This is a genomic window from Thiogranum longum (genome assembly GCF_004339085.1).
GTDB lineage: Bacteria > Pseudomonadota > Gammaproteobacteria > DSM-19610 > DSM-19610 > Thiogranum > Thiogranum longum.
Genome location: NZ_SMFX01000001.1, coordinates 998,491 through 1,017,215 on the forward strand (window position 1 = coordinate 998,491; position 18,725 = coordinate 1,017,215).

At 57.4% G+C, this 18,725-nt stretch carries 20 protein-coding genes and 5 tRNA genes; 20 read left to right on the forward strand and 5 right to left on the reverse strand.

Annotated elements, in window-relative coordinates:
- Nucleotides 1-73 precede the first annotated feature (73 nt).
- From DFR30_RS05010 to DFR30_RS05065, 12 genes are all read left to right on the forward strand, one after another.
- Nucleotides 74-739, forward strand: a complete 666-nt coding sequence (locus DFR30_RS05010; RefSeq protein ID WP_132971622.1) for an energy-coupling factor ABC transporter permease — start codon at nt 74-76, stop codon at nt 737-739.
- 29 nt (nt 740-768) lie between these two features.
- Nucleotides 769-1,548, forward strand: a complete 780-nt coding sequence (gene truA, locus DFR30_RS05015; protein ID WP_132971623.1) for a tRNA pseudouridine(38-40) synthase TruA — start codon at nt 769-771, stop codon at nt 1,546-1,548.
- Nucleotides 1,549-1,644: 96 nt separating this feature from the next.
- A complete protein-coding gene (locus tag DFR30_RS05020; protein ID WP_132971624.1) occupies nt 1,645-2,274 on the forward strand; it encodes a phosphoribosylanthranilate isomerase in 630 nt (209 codons plus the stop codon).
- On the forward strand, nt 2,255-3,469 hold the full coding sequence (trpB, locus tag DFR30_RS05025; RefSeq protein WP_132971625.1) for a tryptophan synthase subunit beta: 1,215 nt from the start codon (nt 2,255-2,257) through the stop codon (nt 3,467-3,469). Before DFR30_RS05020 ends, trpB begins: the two co-directional genes overlap by 20 nt.
- Nucleotides 3,466-4,272, forward strand: coding sequence for a tryptophan synthase subunit alpha (gene trpA, locus DFR30_RS05030; protein ID WP_132971626.1), 807 nt, complete (start codon nt 3,466-3,468; stop codon nt 4,270-4,272). The genes trpB and trpA overlap by 4 nt, the downstream gene beginning before the upstream one ends.
- A gap of 118 nt (nt 4,273-4,390) precedes the next feature.
- Entirely contained in the window at nt 4,391-5,257 is an 867-nt protein-coding gene (accD, locus tag DFR30_RS05035) for an acetyl-CoA carboxylase, carboxyltransferase subunit beta (RefSeq protein WP_132971627.1), read from the forward strand.
- A gap of 61 nt (nt 5,258-5,318) precedes the next feature.
- The gene (gene folC / locus DFR30_RS05040) at nt 5,319-6,593 is read left to right on the forward strand and encodes a bifunctional tetrahydrofolate synthase/dihydrofolate synthase (RefSeq protein WP_132971628.1); all 1,275 of its coding nucleotides are present in this window, start codon (nt 5,319-5,321) and stop codon (nt 6,591-6,593) included.
- 25 nt (nt 6,594-6,618) lie between these two features.
- Nucleotides 6,619-7,215, forward strand: coding sequence for an SPOR domain-containing protein (locus DFR30_RS05045; protein ID WP_165869098.1), 597 nt, complete (start codon nt 6,619-6,621; stop codon nt 7,213-7,215).
- 92 nt (nt 7,216-7,307) lie between these two features.
- Nucleotides 7,308-7,799, forward strand: coding sequence for a CvpA family protein (locus DFR30_RS05050; protein WP_132971630.1), 492 nt, complete (start codon nt 7,308-7,310; stop codon nt 7,797-7,799).
- Nucleotides 7,800-7,814: 15 nt separating this feature from the next.
- A complete protein-coding gene (gene purF / locus DFR30_RS05055; RefSeq protein ID WP_132971631.1) occupies nt 7,815-9,326 on the forward strand; it encodes an amidophosphoribosyltransferase in 1,512 nt (503 codons plus the stop codon).
- Between the two features lie 159 nt (nt 9,327-9,485).
- Nucleotides 9,486-10,667 carry an O-succinylhomoserine sulfhydrylase gene (locus DFR30_RS05060; RefSeq protein ID WP_132971632.1) on the forward strand — a complete coding sequence of 394 codons (1,182 nt, stop codon included), beginning with the start codon at nt 9,486-9,488 and terminating at the stop codon, nt 10,665-10,667.
- 19 nt (nt 10,668-10,686) lie between these two features.
- A complete protein-coding gene (locus tag DFR30_RS05065; RefSeq protein WP_132971633.1) occupies nt 10,687-11,391 on the forward strand; it encodes an SIMPL domain-containing protein in 705 nt (234 codons plus the stop codon).
- A gap of 30 nt (nt 11,392-11,421) precedes the next feature.
- On the opposite strand, the gene DFR30_RS05070 is transcribed toward DFR30_RS05065, so the two are convergent.
- Nucleotides 11,422-11,763: a hypothetical protein gene (locus tag DFR30_RS05070; RefSeq protein ID WP_132971634.1), complete on the reverse strand. Its 342-nt coding sequence runs from the start codon at nt 11,761-11,763 to the stop codon at nt 11,422-11,424.
- A 152-nt stretch (nt 11,764-11,915) separates the two neighbouring features.
- Between DFR30_RS05070 and DFR30_RS05075 the strand changes: the two genes are divergently transcribed.
- Nucleotides 11,916-12,728 (forward strand): ferritin-like domain-containing protein, encoded by an 813-nt coding sequence (locus DFR30_RS05075; protein WP_132974383.1) that lies wholly within the window; start codon nt 11,916-11,918, stop codon nt 12,726-12,728.
- Nucleotides 12,729-12,732: 4 nt separating this feature from the next.
- Nucleotides 12,733-13,464 carry a hypothetical protein gene (locus DFR30_RS05080; RefSeq protein WP_132971635.1) on the forward strand — a complete coding sequence of 244 codons (732 nt, stop codon included), beginning with the start codon at nt 12,733-12,735 and terminating at the stop codon, nt 13,462-13,464.
- 6 nt (nt 13,465-13,470) lie between these two features.
- Here the strand turns inward: DFR30_RS05080 and DFR30_RS05085 are convergent, their stop codons facing one another.
- The 3 genes from DFR30_RS05085 to DFR30_RS05095 are packed head-to-tail and all read right to left on the reverse strand — an operon-like array spanning nt 13,471 to nt 15,396.
- The gene (locus DFR30_RS05085; protein WP_132971636.1) at nt 13,471-14,196 is read right to left on the reverse strand and encodes a UDP-2,3-diacylglucosamine diphosphatase; all 726 of its coding nucleotides are present in this window, start codon (nt 14,194-14,196) and stop codon (nt 13,471-13,473) included.
- A 39-nt stretch (nt 14,197-14,235) separates the two neighbouring features.
- Nucleotides 14,236-14,733, reverse strand: coding sequence for a peptidylprolyl isomerase (locus DFR30_RS05090; protein WP_132971637.1), 498 nt, complete (start codon nt 14,731-14,733; stop codon nt 14,236-14,238).
- A gap of 45 nt (nt 14,734-14,778) precedes the next feature.
- Nucleotides 14,779-15,396, reverse strand: a complete 618-nt coding sequence (locus DFR30_RS05095; protein ID WP_132971638.1) for a peptidylprolyl isomerase — start codon at nt 15,394-15,396, stop codon at nt 14,779-14,781.
- Nucleotides 15,397-15,556: 160 nt separating this feature from the next.
- Between DFR30_RS05095 and cysS the strand changes: the two genes are divergently transcribed.
- Nucleotides 15,557-16,945: a cysteine--tRNA ligase gene (cysS, locus tag DFR30_RS05100; RefSeq protein WP_132971639.1), complete on the forward strand. Its 1,389-nt coding sequence runs from the start codon at nt 15,557-15,559 to the stop codon at nt 16,943-16,945.
- 124 nt (nt 16,946-17,069) lie between these two features.
- Here the strand turns inward: cysS and folD are convergent, their stop codons facing one another.
- Nucleotides 17,070-17,921: a bifunctional methylenetetrahydrofolate dehydrogenase/methenyltetrahydrofolate cyclohydrolase FolD gene (gene folD / locus DFR30_RS05105; RefSeq protein WP_132971640.1), complete on the reverse strand. Its 852-nt coding sequence runs from the start codon at nt 17,919-17,921 to the stop codon at nt 17,070-17,072.
- 167 nt (nt 17,922-18,088) lie between these two features.
- Between folD and DFR30_RS05110 the strand changes: the two genes are divergently transcribed.
- From DFR30_RS05110 to DFR30_RS05130, 5 genes are all read left to right on the forward strand, one after another.
- Nucleotides 18,089-18,165: transfer RNA gene (locus DFR30_RS05110), tRNA-Pro, on the forward strand.
- Between the two features lie 50 nt (nt 18,166-18,215).
- A tRNA-Arg gene (locus DFR30_RS05115) sits at nt 18,216-18,292 on the forward strand.
- A gap of 27 nt (nt 18,293-18,319) precedes the next feature.
- Nucleotides 18,320-18,395: transfer RNA gene (locus DFR30_RS05120), tRNA-His, on the forward strand.
- 16 nt (nt 18,396-18,411) lie between these two features.
- A tRNA-Lys gene (locus DFR30_RS05125) sits at nt 18,412-18,487 on the forward strand.
- Nucleotides 18,488-18,617: 130 nt separating this feature from the next.
- Nucleotides 18,618-18,702: transfer RNA gene (locus tag DFR30_RS05130), tRNA-Leu, on the forward strand.
- The last annotated feature ends 23 nt before the right edge of the window (nt 18,703-18,725 follow it).

Below are 18,725 nucleotides of genomic sequence, written 5' to 3' on the forward strand. Positions count from 1 at the left end.
TTCCATGCAGATTGTGTCTTGACTGTCTTTGCGCCAGGTAGGATAAAAGGCATAGTTTTCCACGGAGCGCACAATGGACTTTCCCGCTGAGCTGATCCCCGCCGGTTTGCTGTGGCCGGCAAACGCCCTGTTTGCGATGGCGCTGCTGATCGCACTGCGGCGTGCGCCCCTCGCGCGCCTGCTCGAGAACCATTTTTCCAACCTGTTCTTTGCCGCCTGCGTGATGCTGCTGGTGCTGTGGAACACCCGTGCCGGTGTGCTGCCGGCGCTCAATTTCCACCTGCTGGGCATGACGGTCGTGACGCTGATGTTCGGCTGGCCGCTGGCCATGCTGGCGGTACTGGTGGTGCTGGTCGGCAGCAGCTTCTATACTGACACCGGTTTTGCCTCGCTGGGCATCAATGCCCTGGTGATGGGCGCTATCCCGGTACTGGTGACCACCGTCTTGCTGCGTTTTGCGCAGCGGCGGCTGCCACATAACTTTTTTGTTTATATCTATGTCAATGGTTTCCTGGCGGCGGGACTTTCCATACTCTTGTCCAGCCTGGCCGGCGCCGGTGTGATGCTGGCGAGTGACGCGGCCAATGCCGCCTGGCTGAGTTACCAGTACTACCCGTACTTTCCGTTGATTTTCTTTGCCGAAGCCATTGTTAACGGCATGGTAATGACGGCGCTGGTTGCGCTAAAGCCTGCCTGGGTATGCAGCTTTGACGATGCACGCTATATTCACAACAAGTAGCGCTTTCTCATAAACAAACCGGACATTGCATGCGTGTTGCCTGTGGAGTGGAATATGACGGCGCCGGTTATTCCGGCTGGCAGGCGCAGCCGCACGCACCTTCCGTTCAGTCAGTCGTCGAGAAGGCCTTGTCGAAGGTCGCCAACCACCCGGTGCAGTTGTGCTGTGCCGGGCGTACCGATGCCGGCGTGCACGCCACACACCAGGTCGTTCACTTTGAAACCACGGCGGAGCGCCGGGAATGCGAATGGTTGCTCGGCAGCAACGCCAATCTTCCCGATGACGTCACCCTGACCTGGGTGCGCGGTGCAGATGACGATTTTCATGCACGGTTTTCCGCCGAGGCACGCAGTTACCGCTATGTCGTTCTCACGCGCGAGGTACCGAGCGCGTTGCTGCGACGGCGGGTGACCTGGGTACACGAAACACTGGATGCAGAACGTATGCAGGCGGGCGCCCGTTACCTGCTCGGCGAACACGATTTTTCGTCATACCGCGCCACGGCCTGCCAGGCCAAAAGCCCGGTGCGTACCGTGCACCGGCTGGATATCTGTCGTCAGGGTGATTTTATCTACCTGGATATCCAGGCCAATGCCTTCCTGCACCACATGGTGCGCAATATCGCCGGGGTGTTGATGGCCATTGGCCGGGGCGAGCAGGAGCCGGTGTGGGCGCAGGAAATCCTCGAACACCGGGACCGCACCCGCGGCGGGGTGACGGCGCCGTCCGGCGGTTTGTACCTGGTCGGGGTGCAATACCCGACGCGCTTCAATCTGCCAGAACAGGGCATGTTGCCGGTATTTGGCTGAACACCGGTTAAACTCTCGAAACCGCGGCGAAACACCCCGAAACAGGCCGGTTTCTGGTAGCATACGCGGCTTGTTGCGTCGTGCCGGATGAAGGTCATGCGAACCCGTGTCAAAATCTGTGGGATAACCCGAGCGCAGGACGGTCAGGCGGCCGCGCAGGCCGGGGCTGACGCTATCGGGCTGGTCTTTTATGCCTCCAGTCCGCGCTACGTGGAGCCGCAGCAGGCAGCGGCTATCTGCGCGGCCCTGCCGCCGTTTGTCAGCGTGGTGGGGCTGTTCGTGAATGCCCCGCGTAAACAGGTCGAGGCAGTACTCCAGCAAGTACCCATCGATTTGTTGCAGTTTCACGGTAACGAGACTGCCGACCAGTGTGAAGGTTTTGGCCGGCCCTATATCAAGGCAATCGGTATGAAGGATGGCGTTGATGTCGCGGCGCAGGTGCAGGCGCACCCGAATGCCGGCGGGTTTCTGTTAGATGCCTGGCAGCCGGATATTCACGGTGGTGGCGGTGTGGCTTTTGACTGGACGCAGGTGCCTGCAACGGGCGAACGACCTGTCATACTGGCTGGCGGACTTGCGCCCGACAATGTTGAGCAGGCCATACGTCAGACCCGACCCTGGGCCGTCGATGTCAGCAGTGGCGTCGAGCAGGACAAGGGCATCAAGTCGGTGCAAAAAATTGAAGCATTTATACGAGGTGTAGTACGTGGCGACACAATGCAGTGATTTATCCGGGTTGCCGGATGCCGACGGGCATTTCGGACCGTATGGCGGAAAGTTCGTTGCCGAGACCCTGATGGGGCCGCTGGAAGAGCTTCGGCAGGCTTACGAAAAGTTTTGTGGAGATGCAGATTTTCAGCGTGAGATAGACGAGGACCTGGCGCATTTTGTCGGACGCCCGTCACCGCTCTACCACGCCGAACGCTGGAGCAAACAGCTGGGTGGTGCGCAAATCTATCTCAAGCGCGAAGACCTGAATCACACCGGCGCGCACAAGGTAAACAACACCATCGGCCAGGCGCTGCTGGCAAAACGCATGGGCAAGAAACGCGTCATTGCCGAGACCGGCGCCGGACAGCACGGCGTGGCAACGGCAACCGTGGCGGCGCGTTTTGGTATGCAATGCGTCGTCTACATGGGTGCGGAAGATATCCAGCGCCAGGCCATCAACGTGTACCGCATGCGTCTGCTGGGTGCCGAGGTGGTGGCGGTGGAGTCCGGTTCAAAGACGCTCAAGGATGCCCTCAACGAGGCAATGCGTGACTGGGTAACCAATGTCGACGATACCTTCTACATTATCGGTACCGTGGCTGGCCCACATCCTTACCCGGCGATGGTGCGTGACTTCCAGACTATTATCGGACGTGAGGCACGCGCACAGATGATGGAGCGGGTCGGTCGTCTGCCCGATGCGCTGATCGCCTGTGTGGGCGGTGGTTCCAATGCCATTGGTCTGTTCTATCCGTTCCTGGAAGATAAAGATGTTGCCATGTACGGTGTGGAAGGCGGGGGTGACGGTATTAAAAGTGGTCGCCATGCGGCGCCGCTGTGTGCCGGTAATCCCGGCGTTTTGCACGGTAATCGCACCTATCTTATGGAAGACGCCGACGGTCAGATCATCGAGACCCATTCCGTCTCGGCCGGCCTGGATTACCCGGGCGTCGGTCCCGAGCACGCCTGGCTGAAAGACTGTGGTCGCGCCCAATATGTCGCTGCCACGGATCAGCAGGCGCTGGATGCGTTCCACGATCTGACGCGAACCGAAGGCATCATTCCGGCACTCGAGTCCAGCCACGCGCTGGCTTATGCCAAACAGCTTGCGCCTACGCTCGACAAGGACAAGATCCTGCTGGTGAACCTGTCCGGTCGTGGCGACAAGGACATCCATACCGTGGCCGGGCTGGAGGGCATCAAGGTATGAGTCGTATTCCCGCCCGTTTCGACACGCTTCGCAGCAAGGGCCGTAAAGCGCTGATACCCTATATAACCGCCGGCGATCCACAGCCCGACGTGACGGTGCCGCTGATGCATGCGCTGGTAAAAGCCGGGGCCGACCTGCTGGAACTCGGTGTGCCGTTTTCTGATCCGATGGCGGACGGCCCGGTGATCCAGGCCGCCTGTGAACGTGCGCTGAAGCATCACATCAGTTTGCACCACGTGCTGGAAATGGTGCGGGAATTTCGCCAGACGGATAGCGAAACGCCGGTGATCCTGATGGGCTATCTCAACCCGATCGAGGTCATGGGCTACGAGACTTTCGCAAAGGCGGCAGAATCTGCTGGTGTTGACGGTGCGTTGACCGTGGACCTTCCGCCGGAAGAAGGCTGTGAACTGGTCGCTGCCCTGAAAACACACGGAATTGATACCATTTTCCTTGCTGCACCGACCAGCAGTGATGAACGTATCCGTCTGATGGCGAAAAACGGTGGTGGTTTCCTATACTATGTCTCCTTCAAGGGTGTGACCGGTGCCAACCGGCTGGATGTGCAGTCCGTAAAGAACAAGCTGGACCAGATTCGCGCCAATACGGATTTGCCGGTGGGTGTAGGTTTCGGGATTCGCGATGCCGAGTCGGCCGCACAGGTCGCAGGCGTGGCCGATGCCGTGGTGGTTGGCAGCGCACTGGTGAATCGCATTGCGGCGCTGGTGGATGAGCCGGCCCGTATCGTGGCAGAAGCGCCACAGGTAATCGCCGAAATGCGTGCGGCGATGGACGCGAGTTAATCCGTCTCCCGTCATTCCGGCGCAGGCCGGAATCCAGAAAACACCACGGAACCGGATGCCGGCCTGCGCCGGCATGACGGACAAACTTAAGCCTTATAGTGAGTAAAGGTGCATATAAATGAGCTGGTTTGAAAAACTGATGCCTTCGCGCATCAGAACCGATAACAAGGACAAGCGCGCTGTGCCGGAAGGCCTGTGGAGCAAGTGTCCGGCCTGTGATGCGGTGTTGTATCGTGCTGAACTGGAGCGTAACCAGGATGTCTGCCCCAAGTGCGACCAACACATGCGCATCGGTGCGCGACGGCGTCTCGATCTGTTTCTCGATCCGGAACCACGCGAGGAAATCGGTGCCGAAGTATTACCGGCTGACCCGCTGAAGTTCCGTGACAGCAAGAAGTACATCGATCGCTTAAAGGCGGCCCAGAAAGCGACAGGTGAAACTGATGCATTAATTGCCATGCGTGGCCAGGTGGAAGGTATTCCACTGGTTGCCGCCGCTTTTGAATTCGGCTTTATGGGTGGTTCCATGGGTTCGGTGGTCGGCGAACGTTTTGTGCGTGCCGTGAGCAGCAGTCTGGATCACAATATTCCGCTGGTATGCTTTTCAGCCAGTGGTGGCGCGCGCATGCAGGAAGCCCTGTTCTCGCTGATGCAGATGGCCAAAACCAGCGCTGCACTGGGGCGTCTTTCAGGAGCCGGCATACCGTTTATTTCTGTCATGACCGATCCTACCATGGGCGGTGTGTCTGCCAGTCTTGCCATGCTCGGTGACGTTAATATTGCCGAGCCCAAGGCCCTGATCGGTTTTGCCGGTCCGCGCGTGATTGAGCAGACTGTGAGAGAAACCCTCCCGGAGGGTTTTCAACGCAGTGAGTTCCTGCTTGAACACGGTACCGTGGATCTGATTATTGATCGCCGTGAAATGCGTGAGCGAATTGCGTCGTTGTTGTCTATGCTCACGCACCGCGAACCGGTTAACCAGTGAGCCTCTCCCCCGTCAATGAGCGCTAGCGAAGCAATGACGGGGCCAGGTATTCTCTTAGACCGTGACCCGTTTTAACACCCTGTCTGACTGGCTTGCCTGGCAGGAGACACTACACCCGCGCACCATTGACCTCGGCCTGGACCGTGTAGCGGCGGTCGCCCGCAAGCTCGATTGTCTGCAACCGGCGCCCGTTGTTGTCACCGTTGCCGGCACCAATGGCAAGGGCTCGACACTGGCCATGCTGGAAGCTGTTTTGCGTCGTGCCGGTTACCGTACAGGTTGTTACACCTCACCCCATCTGTTGCACTACAACGAACGACTGCGTATTGACGGTGAAGTGGTCGCTGATCATCGCTGGTGTGATGCATTTGCGCATATCGACCGGCAGCGTGGGGAAACTTCATTGACCTACTTCGAGTTCGGGACACTGGCCGCGCTGGATATCATGCAGCGTGGCTCACTGGATGTCGCGTTACTGGAAGTCGGGCTGGGCGGTCGCCTGGATGCGGTCAACATCGTGGATGCGGATGTGGCGATCGTGACGTCAATCGGGCTGGATCATACCGACTGGCTGGGTGACACGCGTGAAGCGATCGGTCTGGAAAAAGCCGGTATTTTTCGTGCCGGCCGGCCGGCGATATGCGGTGATGCTTTCCCGCCGGACAGTCTGCTGGAGAAGGCGGTCGAGGTGGCTGCAGACCTGCAGGTGATCGGGCGTGACTTTCGTCTGCGCCACAGCGGCAAGCGCTGGCACTGGCAGGGCAGGGACAGCCATTACCAGGACTTGCCCTGGCCAGCCTTGCCGGGTGCCCACCAACTGGCCAATGCCGCTACTGCACTGGCAGCACTCGAGACTTTGAACGATCGCTTGCCGGTAACAGAGTCTGCAGTGGTCGGTGGGCTGAAATGGGTGGCTTTGCCAGGGCGTGTCCAGGTATTGCCGGGTAAAGTGGAACAGGTACTGGATGTGGCCCATAATGCCCAGGCTGCGCTGGCACTGGTAGACGCCTTGCGGCATCGGCCGTTGTCCGGTGCCACGCATGCGGTGATTGGCATGATGCGCGACAAGGATATTGACGCCTTTGTCGAGGCACTGCGCGGGCAGGTGGACCACTGGTATCCGGTAGGTCTGGACGTGGATCGTGCGCTTTCGCCGCAACAGTTTACGGCGCACCTGCAACAAACACATGCAGACGGGCCGGTGACCATCTGCCCGTCGGTTGCCGAAGCACTTGAGGCGCTGGCGGGTCAGGTGCAGACCGGTGACCGGATACTGGTGTGTGGATCGTTTTACACGGTGGCGGAATGGTCCGCACTCGATACAAATTTTGACTGACTGGGCAACCGGGATGGACGTTCTCTTGAAGCAAAGACTGGTAGGCGCGATAGTACTGGTAGCACTGGGTGTAATTTTTATCCCCATGTTGCTGGAAGGCCCGAATCGAACACTGGTGCCGGAGATGGACAAAATACCGGAGCCTGAAACCCTGGCGCCGGAACTGCCACTGGAACCCTTTCCCCCGCTTCGTGAACCCGTACCGGCAAGTCGGGCCATCCTGACAGAGCCTGCCGGCGCCAAAGTCGCGCAACAGTCCTCTCCGCCGACGCAAGCCGTTGAAGAACCAGTGCCTGCACCAGAGCCGGCTGTGATTGTGCCGCCAGCGCCCGTCGCGGCACCGGCAAAGCCCCTGCCGATTGAAAAGCCGGTAACCGAGCCACTTAAAGGTAGCTGGGTCGTGCAGGTAGTCAGTCTGTCGAGTGAATCGAATGCCCTGGCGTTGCGGGACAAACTGCGCAAGGGCGGTTTTGCGACCCAGGTCGAGCAGGTGCGGGTGGATGGCAAGGCCCGCTACCGGGTGCGCGTTGGACCTTTCCTGGATCGTGCCGAGGCGGACCGCGTCAGAAAACAGGTCGCGGAGCGTTTCGACCAGAATGGCCGGGTAATGTCGTATCCGTAATTAATCGTTCGCCTTCACTGTCCTGCTTCGAGTAAAATACCGCCATTGCGACATCGGCCTGAGAGGCCCGGGATATACATGCAGGTTCTGGTTTGATCTGGGTCGATTACTTCATTCTGGCGATCATCACAATTTCTGCGCTACTGAGCTTGTGGCGCGGATTTTTCAAGGAAGCACTGTCGCTGGTGACCTGGGTAGCGGCATTGTGGGTGGCGATGCTGTATTTCGGTGATTTCAGCGGTTACCTGTCGCAGTGGATCGAAACCCCGTCAGTACGCCGATGGGTGGCGTTTGCCGTTCTGTTTGTGGCGACAGTCATTGCGGGTGGCGTAGTGAATTTCCTGGTTGGCAAGCTGGTGGAGAAATCCGGGCTTAGCGCGACTGACCGGGCGCTGGGTATGGTGTTTGGTGTGGCACGTGGTGCCGTAATCGTGGCCGTACTGGTAATGCTGGCAGGATTGACATCAGTGCCGCAGGATCCCTGGTGGAACGAGTCGCTGCTGCTGGCGCATTTTCAGGACATGGCGATGTGGTTGCGCAGTTTTCTGCCCGCCAGCATCGCGGAAAACATTCAATTCGGGTAAGCGAAGGTCGGGCTTGTGTGTGGCATAGTCGGTATTGTTTCAAATGGTGCGGTCAATCAGTCAATTTATGACGCGCTGACCATTCTCCAGCATCGCGGGCAGGACGCTGCCGGTATCATGACCTGCGAGGGTAGTCAGCTCTACCTGCGCAAGAGTAATGGTCTGGTGCGCGATGTCTTTCACACCCGCCACATGCTGCGGCTGCGCGGCAAGATGGGCATAGGTCATGTCCGTTATCCCACGGCGGGTTGTGAAAGTTCGGCAGAAGCCCAGCCTTTCTATGTGAATTCACCCTATGGCCTGACGCTGGCACACAATGGCAACCTGGTGAATGCCGAGTCGCTGAAAAAGAATCTGTTTCGCGAAGATCTGCGTCATATCAATACGGATTCCGATTCTGAAGTATTGCTCAATGTGTTCGCCCATGAGTTACAGCGGCGTGGCAAGTTGCGCATCAATGCCGATGATGTGTTTGCTGCCGTCTCCGGCGTGCACCAGCGCTGCAAGGGTGCATATGCAGCGGTGGCCATGATTACCGGTTTCGGAGTCGTGGCATTCCGTGACCCGCACGGTGTGCGGCCACTGGTGTATGGCCGCCGTAAAAACAGTGAGGGCTATGATTACATGGCGGCTTCCGAGAGCGTCGCACTCGACTCACTGGGTTTTGAGCTGATCGATGACGTACGCCCGGGCGAGGCGGTATTTCTCGGTTACGATGGCAGTATCGTAACGCGCCAGTGCGCCGATCAACCATCATATTCGCCGTGTATATTCGAACACGTCTACCTGGCGCGTCCTGATTCCATTATTGATAATGTCTCTGTCTACAAGGCGCGTTTGCGCATGGGCGAGGCGCTGGCAGAAAAGATCGAGCGTGAACGTCCGCAGCACGATATCGACGTCGTGATCCCCATCCCGGATACCAGCCGCACGGCAGCCTTGCAGCTGGCCAATACGCTGGGCATCAAGTACCGCGAAGGTTTTATCAAGAACCGCTATATCGGCCGCACCTTTATCATGCCCGGTCAGCAGCAGCGCAAGAAGTCGGTGCGCCAGAAACTCAATGCCATTGAGCTGGAATTTCGCGACAAGAACGTGATGCTGGTGGATGACTCCATTGTGCGGGGTACGACATCACAGCAGATCATACAGATGGCACGCGATGCCGGTGCCCGCAATGTCTACTTTGCCTCGGCTGCGCCGCCGGTACGCTATCCCAACGTCTACGGTATCGATATGCCGACCAAGGATGAGCTGATTGCGCATGGTCGCACGGTGGAGCAGATTGCAGAGGAAATCGGCGCTGACTGGCTGGTGTTCCAGGCGCTCGATGACCTGGTCGAGGCGGTGCGCAAGGGTAATCCCGATATCAGCGAATTCGACTGCTCGGTGTTTACCGGTGAGTATGTAACCGGTGGCGTGGATGCTGAATACCTCGATCACATCGAGCAGCTGCGCAGCGATGCCGCCAAGCAGGACCGCCGACTGGCTGACCATGAGGTCATCGAGCTGCACAATAATGCTTGACGAGAGACAGTAACGAATCTAATCTCGTCGTTATTGCGCCGATTTGAATTCAGCTTGCGGGCGCATTATAAATCCGGCTAAAGCGAAGGCGCCTGCCCTCGTACAGCCGATGGCGGGTTTTTTTGCGCCCGCGGTTATTTCGAGTATAGGAGCCGGGTCATGCCTGACAACAAAGACAGATCGCCTGGGCTGGAAACCCTTGCAGTACGCGCGGGGCAGCACCGCACGTCAGAAGGCGAGCATTCGGAGCCGATCTTCCCGACATCGAGTTACGTGTTCGATTCGGCGGCTGCAGCAGCTGCACGTTTTTCCGGTGAGGAACCCGGTAATATCTATTCCCGTTTCACCAACCCGACCGTGCGCACATTCGAGGAACGCCTGGCAGCAATGGAAGGGGGGGAGCGATGCGTGGCCACTGCTTCCGGGATGTCAGCAATCTATGCGACCTGTGCCGGCCTGTTAAGGAGTGGTGATCATGTCGTGTCATCACGCAGTATTTTCGGCAGCACCACCTTGCTGTTCACCAACTTCCTGCAGAAATTCGGTATCGAAACCACTTTTGTTTCGCAGGAAGACGTAGACGAGTGGGCCCGGGCAATTCGTCCGGAGACAAAACTACTGTTCCTGGAAACACCTTCAAATCCGCTTACGGCCATTGCCGATATTCGCGCACTGGCGGATCTGGCCCATGCACATGATTGCCTGCTGGCCGTGGACAACTGTTTTTGTACTCCCGTGTTGCAGCGCCCGCTCGAACTTGGCGCCGATATTGTTATTCATTCTGCCACCAAGTATCTCGATGGTCAGGGTCGCTGTGTCGGTGGCGCAGTTGTCGGTTCCCGGGACATTGTGGGTGAGGGTGTGTACGGATTCCTGCGGACCTGTGGGCCGAGCATGAGTCCATTCAATGCGTGGGTATTCCTGAAAGGACTGGAAACGCTGTCGCTGCGCATGAAGGCGCATTGCTGCTCGTCCCAGGTGCTGGCTGAATGGTTGCAGGAACAGCCGACGGTAGAGCGGGTGTTCTATCCCGGGCTGGCATCGCATCCGCAGCATGCGCTGGCCAGTACCCAGCAGTCGGGTTATGGCGGTATTGTGTCATTTGAAGTGAAGGGTGGTCAGACAGCGGCGTGGAAGGTGATCGACAGTACGCAAATCTGTTCCATTACGGCCAACCTGGGTGATGCAAAGACAACAATAACGCATCCGGCAACCACTACGCATGGTCGCCTGACACCGGAACAGCGTGCAGAAGCGGGTATTTCGGACGGTCTGGTTCGGGTTGCCGTGGGCCTGGAAACGCTGGACGACCTGATAGACGACCTTCAGCACGGTCTTTGACTTGAGGAGAGTATCGACGATGGACAAACGGGCTATTTCATATTTTCTGCCACTGCTGGCGGCGATGTTCTGGCACGCCCTGGCGCATGCTGAAGCAATACCGGTCGGCGACCGGGTCAGTTTTCACGTCGAGGCCAGTCGCGAGGTGCAGAATGACCAGGTTTCCGCAGTACTTCAGGCGCAAGCCGAGGATCGAGACGCAGCAAAGCTGGCGGATGAGATCAACCGTACCATGAGCTGGGCTCTTCAGCAGGTGAAAACCGGGAAGGGCGTTATGCCACAGAGCGGGAACTACCGCACCTATCCGGTTTATGAAGATCGCAAAATTGTGCGTTGGCGGGGTGTGCAGGAGCTGCATCTGGAATCACGTGATGTGGAGGCGCTCAGCCGCTTGCTGGGCAGCTTGCAGGCACGCCTGCAAATCCAGTCGATGCAATTTTCCGTATCTACTGGCACGCGTGATGCCATCGAGGATGAGCTGATTGCAGAAGCATTGGACGCGTTCCGGAAGCGTGCATCGCTGATTGCCAAAAGCCTGAAAGCCAGCGGGTATGCCCTGCTTGATATCAATATCGGTGGTGCAGGCCGACCACCGGTTGTGCCCATGCGTATGGAAAGTGCCGCCCGGGTCAGCGCAGCATCGGTGGCGCCACCGGCGGTAGAGCAGGGTAGCAGCAGCATCAGCGTGCAGGTCAGTGGTTCGATTCACCTGCTGAGAGAGTAATGCGACCGGCGGTGCAGGCAGGGGTCCTGTTCAGTGCTCCTCGCACAGGCTGATTTTTCCAACGCCCCAGCGCAGGAAATCTTCAAATGCCAGTCGACTTTTTTCTGACAGATCCATGCCGTCGGGCACACGTGAGATATTCACCGTGCAGGAACTGGAGACGGCGCGATCAATCTTGTCGCCATTATAGTGCGGCATAATGACAAACTGTCTGACCGTCTCGTGCTCGAATTCAAACGGACTGGAAATCTGCAAGAGATAATAGACTTCGCGCGAGGGGCCGGGGATTACCGCAATTCCTTCGGCAGCAACCGGGTTTTGTCCGGTGTACTCGTACGGCTCGTAGATTTCGAGGACATGTTGTTGTTTCATAGGCTTGTCCTTCGATACGGTGCTTTCGAGCATGCCTAAAGTGGTCAGGGCTGTCAAAGCAGAAGCTGTAGAGACATTACATTCTACCGTAGAAATATATCATAACAACATGTTATATATGATAATATATAAATCCATAATTTGGGGAAATGATGCAGAACCTGTTCGACCAGGCTAAACGTTGCCTTGATTGCAGCGATCCGGTTGAGAAGCTGGCGCTGACGGCGCAAACATTTACAGCGCTGTTGGCCGGGGACCTCAGCCTGGAATCCTGTCATGCACCGCTGCCCTTCAGCGATGCCGGTCGTCCGCGTCGTCCCAGGCTGGTAGCGCCGCGGGCACTGCCGCGTCGCAGCCCGGCAAGTCGGGAAGGTCGTATTGCCCTGCTGCATGCCATTGCGCATATCGAGTTCAATGCCATTAACCTGGCATGGGATGCGGTATATCGTTTTCGTGGCCTCCCGGACCGCTACTATCATGACTGGTCGCGTGTTGCCGCCGAAGAGGCTTACCATTTCCGTTTGCTGGCCGCACGACTGGCTGAGCTGGGCTCATCATACGGTGACATGGATGCACACGACGGCCTGTGGGCAACGGCTGCGCGTACTGCCCATGATCCGCTGGTGCGTATGGCGCTGGTGCCACGTGTACTGGAAGCGCGGGGACTGGACGTGACGCCCGGTATGATTGAGCGGCTGGACAAGGTTGGTGATAATGCTACCGTGGGGTTGCTCGAAATTATCCTGCGCGACGAAATTGGCCACGTGGAAATAGGGACGCGCTGGTTCCGCCACCTGTGCGCGCAGCGCCGGCTGGATTCCGGGCAGACTTTTCAACGCTTGCTCTCGGAATATATGCAGGGGCAGGTGAGGCCGCCGTTTCATTACGAAGCACGTCGTCGCGCCGGTTTCAGCGACAGTGAAATGCGTCACCTTGAGGTGATGGCAAAAAAGGATGGTAAGTAAATTGATGAATGCTGTGTTTTTTAATACGTTGCTTCGCAGGACAGTCTGTTATGTACTGTTTATTCCGTGCAGTCTGTCTGTAGCCTTGCCGTCAGTCGCTGAAACGCGTGCAACCGTACTCTGGTACCTGGAACAGGAAGCCGGCAACGAACCCTGGGAAGTGCGCTACATTATTACCGATCACTATTTACGCTCCGACCAGGGTGACGGCAGCGTTGACTTTGTTCTGCTGGATCGTCGGGAGAAACAAATCTACAACGTGGTCGAGGACAGTCGAACGATTCTGAATATCGATGGTCGTGGTGAAACCGGTAAACGTCCCGAAGCACTCGATATCGAGGTGAAGCGAAGTCATGACAGTGACGCGCCAACGCTGGAAGGCCAGGATTCCACCACACTGAAACTGTTCGCCGATGGAGAGCTGTGTTATTCAAGTGTGGTTGTCGAGGGCCTGATGGACGATAGCCGTGATGCTTTCGAGGCATTCGCCGATGTACTGGCCGTTCAGCAGCAGCGTTCAAAGGGAAATACACCAGCTGAATATATTACGCCCTGTTTCCAGGCGCGCTATTTATACAAGGCGGATTTTGATGTGGCGCTGGGATTGCCCGTGATTACCTGGGGGCCAAAAGGTGAACATCGTCAGCTGCTGCGTTACGAGCGTGACGTGGTGATTGATGATGCCCTGTTTGAGTTGCCGAAGGATTACGAACAGTATCAGCCGCTGGCGCCCTGACTGTTCTTAAAGGGGCAGTGACTCGAGCCTCAGCCCCCCCTGCCTGTCGGCAAACAGTACACTGCCCCGGTCAACCCAGTCCCCAAGGACGATACGTGTGAACGGGTGTTGGCCCTGTTCAGCAGGGTGAATGCCCGGGCGGTGTGTATGCCCGTGTATCAGCAGGTCAGCCTCGTATTGCACCATGAACTGGATTACGGTATCCGGGTTGACATCCATAATGTCGTCGCGTTTGCCCAGGATAGACTGGCGGCTTTCAGCCCGCATCTGCCGGGCAAGTTGCCGGCGCTCCTGCAGGGGTTTCGCCAGTATCCGCTGTTGCCATAACGGGTCTCGCACCAGGCGGCGGATTTGCTGGTACTCGTGGTCATCGCTGCACAGCAGGTCACCGTGCATCAGCAGGGTACGGCGCCCATAAAGATCAATGACTGCCGGGTCTGCCGTCAACCGGCAGGCGCTGGCCTTAAGGAACTGTTCCCCGATCAGGAAATCCCGGTTGCCGTGCATCAGTGTGACCGGGGTGCCGGCTTTTACACAGTGGTTCAGGGCAACACTGACCTGGCCACAAAGGGGTGCCGGGTCATCGTCACCGATCCAGGCCTCGAAAAGATCGCCCAGGATATACAAGGCGTCAGCATTGCCTGCCTGCAGGCCAAGCCAGTGAATGAAGCCGTCGATAACTGCCGGGCGTGCCGGGTCGAGGTGCAGGTCAGAGATGAACAGGGTGGACAAGAGAGGGTATGCCCCCCTGTGACGGGGAGGCAATTGTCATCAATCTTCGACGGTAACTTTCTCGATAACGACATCTTCAGCAGGCACGTCCTGGTGTCCGCCGCTGTTACCGGTAGTGACTTTTTCGATGTCCTGTACAACATCCATGCCATCGGTCACTTTACCGAATACACAATAGCCCCAGCCTTGTGCATTGGGTGCTGTGAAATTCAGGAAACCATTGTCCTTGGCATTGATGAAGAACTGCGCAGTGGCGGAGTCCGGGTCCGGTGTACGTGCCATGGCAATGGTGCCGAGGTCATTTGTCAGACCGTTGTCTGCTTCATTCTTGATCGGTTCGCGGGTTGTTTTCTGTGTCATGCCTGGCTCAAAGCCACCACCCTGAATCATAAAACCGGGGATGACGCGGTGGAAAATAGTACCGTCATAAAAACCGGATTTGGCATATTCAGCAAAATTGGCGACGGTAATCGGTGCTTTTTCTTCATCGAGCTCGAGCACGATGGTGCCCTTGTTGGTTTGCATCTGGACTTTCATGGTTGTCTCCTGGTGAATCCTGTTGCGGGTGGCTGCACGCGCAGTTTATTTGCTGGTCTCGTTCGCTGCCGGCGCAGGCACGGGTTGTTCAACGGTAACTTTTTCAATGACAATGTCTTCTTTCGGAACATCGCCATACATGCCGCGTTTTCCTCTTGGTGTCTTCTCGATGGCTTTCACAACGTCCATGCCCTTGATGACTTTGCCAAACACGCAGTAGCCACCCTGTGATGGATAGTCCAGCGCGGCATTGTTACCGGTATTGATGAAGAACTGCGAGGTTGCAGAATCCGCATTGCGGGTACGCGCCATGGCGATGGTGCCCACGGTGTTGTGCAGACCGTTGCGGGATTCATTTTTGATCGGTGCGTGGGTAGGCTTCTTGACCATGCCGGGCTCAAAGCCGCCACCCTGTATCATGAAGCCGGGAATGACGCGGTGGAAGAGGGTACCGTCGTAAAAACCGGCATTAGCATATTCCACGAAATTATTGACGGTAACCGGGGCCTTGCGCCGATCCAGTTCAAGGACGATTTCGCCCTTGCTTGTCTGCATGTGAACAATAACGGTATCACCGGCACTGGCGGTTTTTTTGCCTGTGTCAGCATGGGCGGCTGTTGAGAGTAACAGTGCCCCAAGGATAAGTTTCAAAAAACGTGTCATGGCGGAGGCTCCTTTTTGCAGCGCGTATCATAGCGGTTTCCGCGCGCCTGACCAATTTTTGTTAACATGCCTGCCGGTTAACGCCCGCAGATCGGGCGGCCTGATAATGTGTCTGCGCGGATGCGCAGACAGTCCGACAGCGCCAACGGAGCCCTGACGCATGCTGAAACTGTTCAACACCCAGTCACGCCGGAAAGAAGAATTTGTGCCGATCGAGCCGGGCAAGGTACGCATGTACGTGTGCGGCATGACGGTCTATGACCTGTGCCACCTTGGTCATGCGCGCGTACTGGTGGTGTTTGACGTGATTGTCCGGCACTTGCGCAACCTGGGCTATGAAGTGACCTACGTACGCAATGTCACTGATATTGATGACAAGATTATCCGGCGGGCGCAGGAGAATGGTGAAACCATCCAGTCGCTCACCGACCGCTTTATTACCGCCATGCATGAGGATGCCGACGCACTGGGCGTGTTACGCCCCGATTTTGAGCCGCGTGCCACCGAATCGATGGACGATATTCTGTCCATGATCGGGGTTCTGCTGGAGAAAGGCTATGCCTACCAGGGTAAAAATGGCGATATCTATTATTCAGTCAGCCACTTCGAGAATTACGGGCGGTTGTCCGGCAAAAAACTGGAAGACCTGCGTGCCGGTGCGCGCGTGGATGTCGATGAAGACAAGCGCGATTCACTGGATTTCGTGCTGTGGAAAGCGGCCAAACCCGATGAACCAAGCTGGCCGTCGCCCTGGGGCGAGGGCAGGCCAGGCTGGCATATCGAATGCTCGGCCATGGCCACCGAGTGCCTGGGGGCACACTTCGACATTCATGGCGGCGGTATGGACCTGCAGTTCCCGCATCACGAAAACGAGATTGCCCAGTCCGAGGCCGCTACCGGCGAGCACTTCGTGAACTACTGGATCCACAATGGTTTTGTGCAGGTGGACGAGGAAAAAATGTCCAAATCGCTGGGCAATTTTTTCACCGTGCGTGAAATACTGTCTGTGTACCAGCCGGAAGAGGTTCGTTATTTTATTCTGGCCAGCCACTATCGCAGCCCGCTGAACTACAGCGACGACAACCTGGACAAGGCACGTGGCGCCTTGCAGCGACTGTACACGGCACTGCGCGATACCGATACGGATCTGCAGGCAGAGCCGATTGCTGACTATGTCGAGCGTTTCGGCGCAGCCATGAATGATGATTTCAACACGCCCGAGGCACTGGCTGTATTGTTCGAGCTGGCGCGCGCAATCAACCGTAGTCGTGATAGCGGTGACGGGCAACTCGATACCCTTGTCGCTACCCTGCGGTTGCTGGGTGGGCGACTTGGCCTGTTGCAGTCAGACCCCGAAGCCTACCTGCGCGGCGATACGGCACAGGGTGAAGCAGGCGATGATGCGCTGATTGATGACCTCGTTGCGCAGCGTCAGGCTGCCCGCGAACGGCGCGACTGGGCCGAGGCTGACCGGCTTAGGGAGAAACTGACAGAGATGGGCATTGAGCTGGAGGATTCGGCCGAAGGGACCCGCTGGCGGAGGGCGTAGTGAGACTTCTGATCCTTTTATTTCCTGTCATACCGGTGCATGTCGGCATCCAGAGATTCAGCGCAATAGATTCCGGCCTACGCCGGAATGACGGGTATTTAAACCAGAATGATGGCTTGTTATTTTAGTCGTGCAGCGTTTCCGCTGCATAGACCGTATTCTGTATCAGTGTGGCAACCGTCATTGGCCCCACGCCCCCGGGGACTGGTGTAATCCAGGCGGCCCGCTCCTTTGCGACCTCAAAACCGACATCACCGATCAGGCCGTTTTCCGTGCGATGTATACCGACATCGATGACGGTTGCGCCTGACTGCACCCATTCACCGGGTACCAGGCCGGGCTTGCCGGCGGCTACCACCAGGATTTCCGCAGCACGAACATGAGCTTCCAGGTCACGGGTAAACCGGTGGCAGCAGGTCACGGTGGCGCCTGCCAGCAGGAGCTCCAGTCCCATCGGCCGGCCGACGTGATTGGACGCACCGACAACCACCGCCTCGCGCCCGTGGTATTCCTCGCCGGTACTGTCGAGCAGGGTAATGATGCCACGCGGTGTGCAGGGACGTAGCTGTGGCATGCGCACAGCGAGACGGCCGATATTATACGGGTGGAAACCATCCACATCCTTGTCCGGGCTGATACGCTCGATTACCGTTTGAGTGCCGATCTGCGCCGGCAGCGGAAGCTGTACCAGGATGCCATCGATCTCTTCATCCTCGTTGAGCGCATCGATCAATTCCAGCAAGGTCTGTTCGCTGGTGTCATCCGGCAGATCCCATGACCGTGACAGTACCCCCGTTTCCTCGCAGGCGGTGCGTTTATTCCTGACATAGATTTCGGAGGCTGGATCCGCACCCACCAGGATTACCGCCAGCCCGGGTCGACGCTTGCCGGCAGCCAGTCGGGCGTTGATTTGTTCTTTTGCCTGCTGGCGTGTGGTGGCTGCGATGGTTTTGCCGTCAATGATGCGGGCGCTCATGAAAATCCGGTTCCTGACTTCGCTGCTGGGAAGGCCGGCGATTCTCGCATGCAGGCTGCAAGCGGACAAGCGAACAGGATAATTTCTGGTATACTGCCGCGCTTCGGCCGTTGACGCTGGGCAGGTGGGACCGTATTATCGCCCGCCCATCCGGCACTGCCGAGATGCGGGGTATAGCGCAGTCTGGTAGCGCGCCTGCTTTGGGAGCAGGATGTCGGGAGTTCGAATCTCTCTACCCCGACCAATTTTTTTGCTGTCTGATGCGTCAGATGCAGATCGGTGGTTCGAGTTTTTGCCCCGGTAGCTCAGTCGGATAGAGCAACGGCCTTCTAAGCCGTGGGTCAGGGGTTCGAATCCTCTCCGGGGCGCCAGACAGAATGAGTTTGTAGCAGTTTATGGCGGGCGTAGCTCAGTTGGTAGAGCACAGGATTGTGACTCCTGTGGTCGCCGGTTCGATCCCGGTCGTTCGCCCCATTACACTTTGCTATCCGGGCCGTTAGCTCAGTTGGTAGAGCAGGAGACTCTTAATCTCTTGGTCGAAGGTTCGAGTCCTTCACGGCCCACCATTAATTCAGACCCGCGCTTGCGCGGGTTTTTATTTTCCGGGTATTTTTTGGGGTTATACTCGATTTTCCAAACCCGTATAATCACTTGCTTGTGTTGCGGCCTTGATTAATCAGTACCTTGGCACACATTGCGAGAGTGGCGGAATTGGTAGACGCGCTGGATTTAGGTTCCAGTGGGGCAACCCGTGAGAGTTCGAGTCTCTCCTTTCGCACCAGAATTACAACGGTTTTCTGTCTT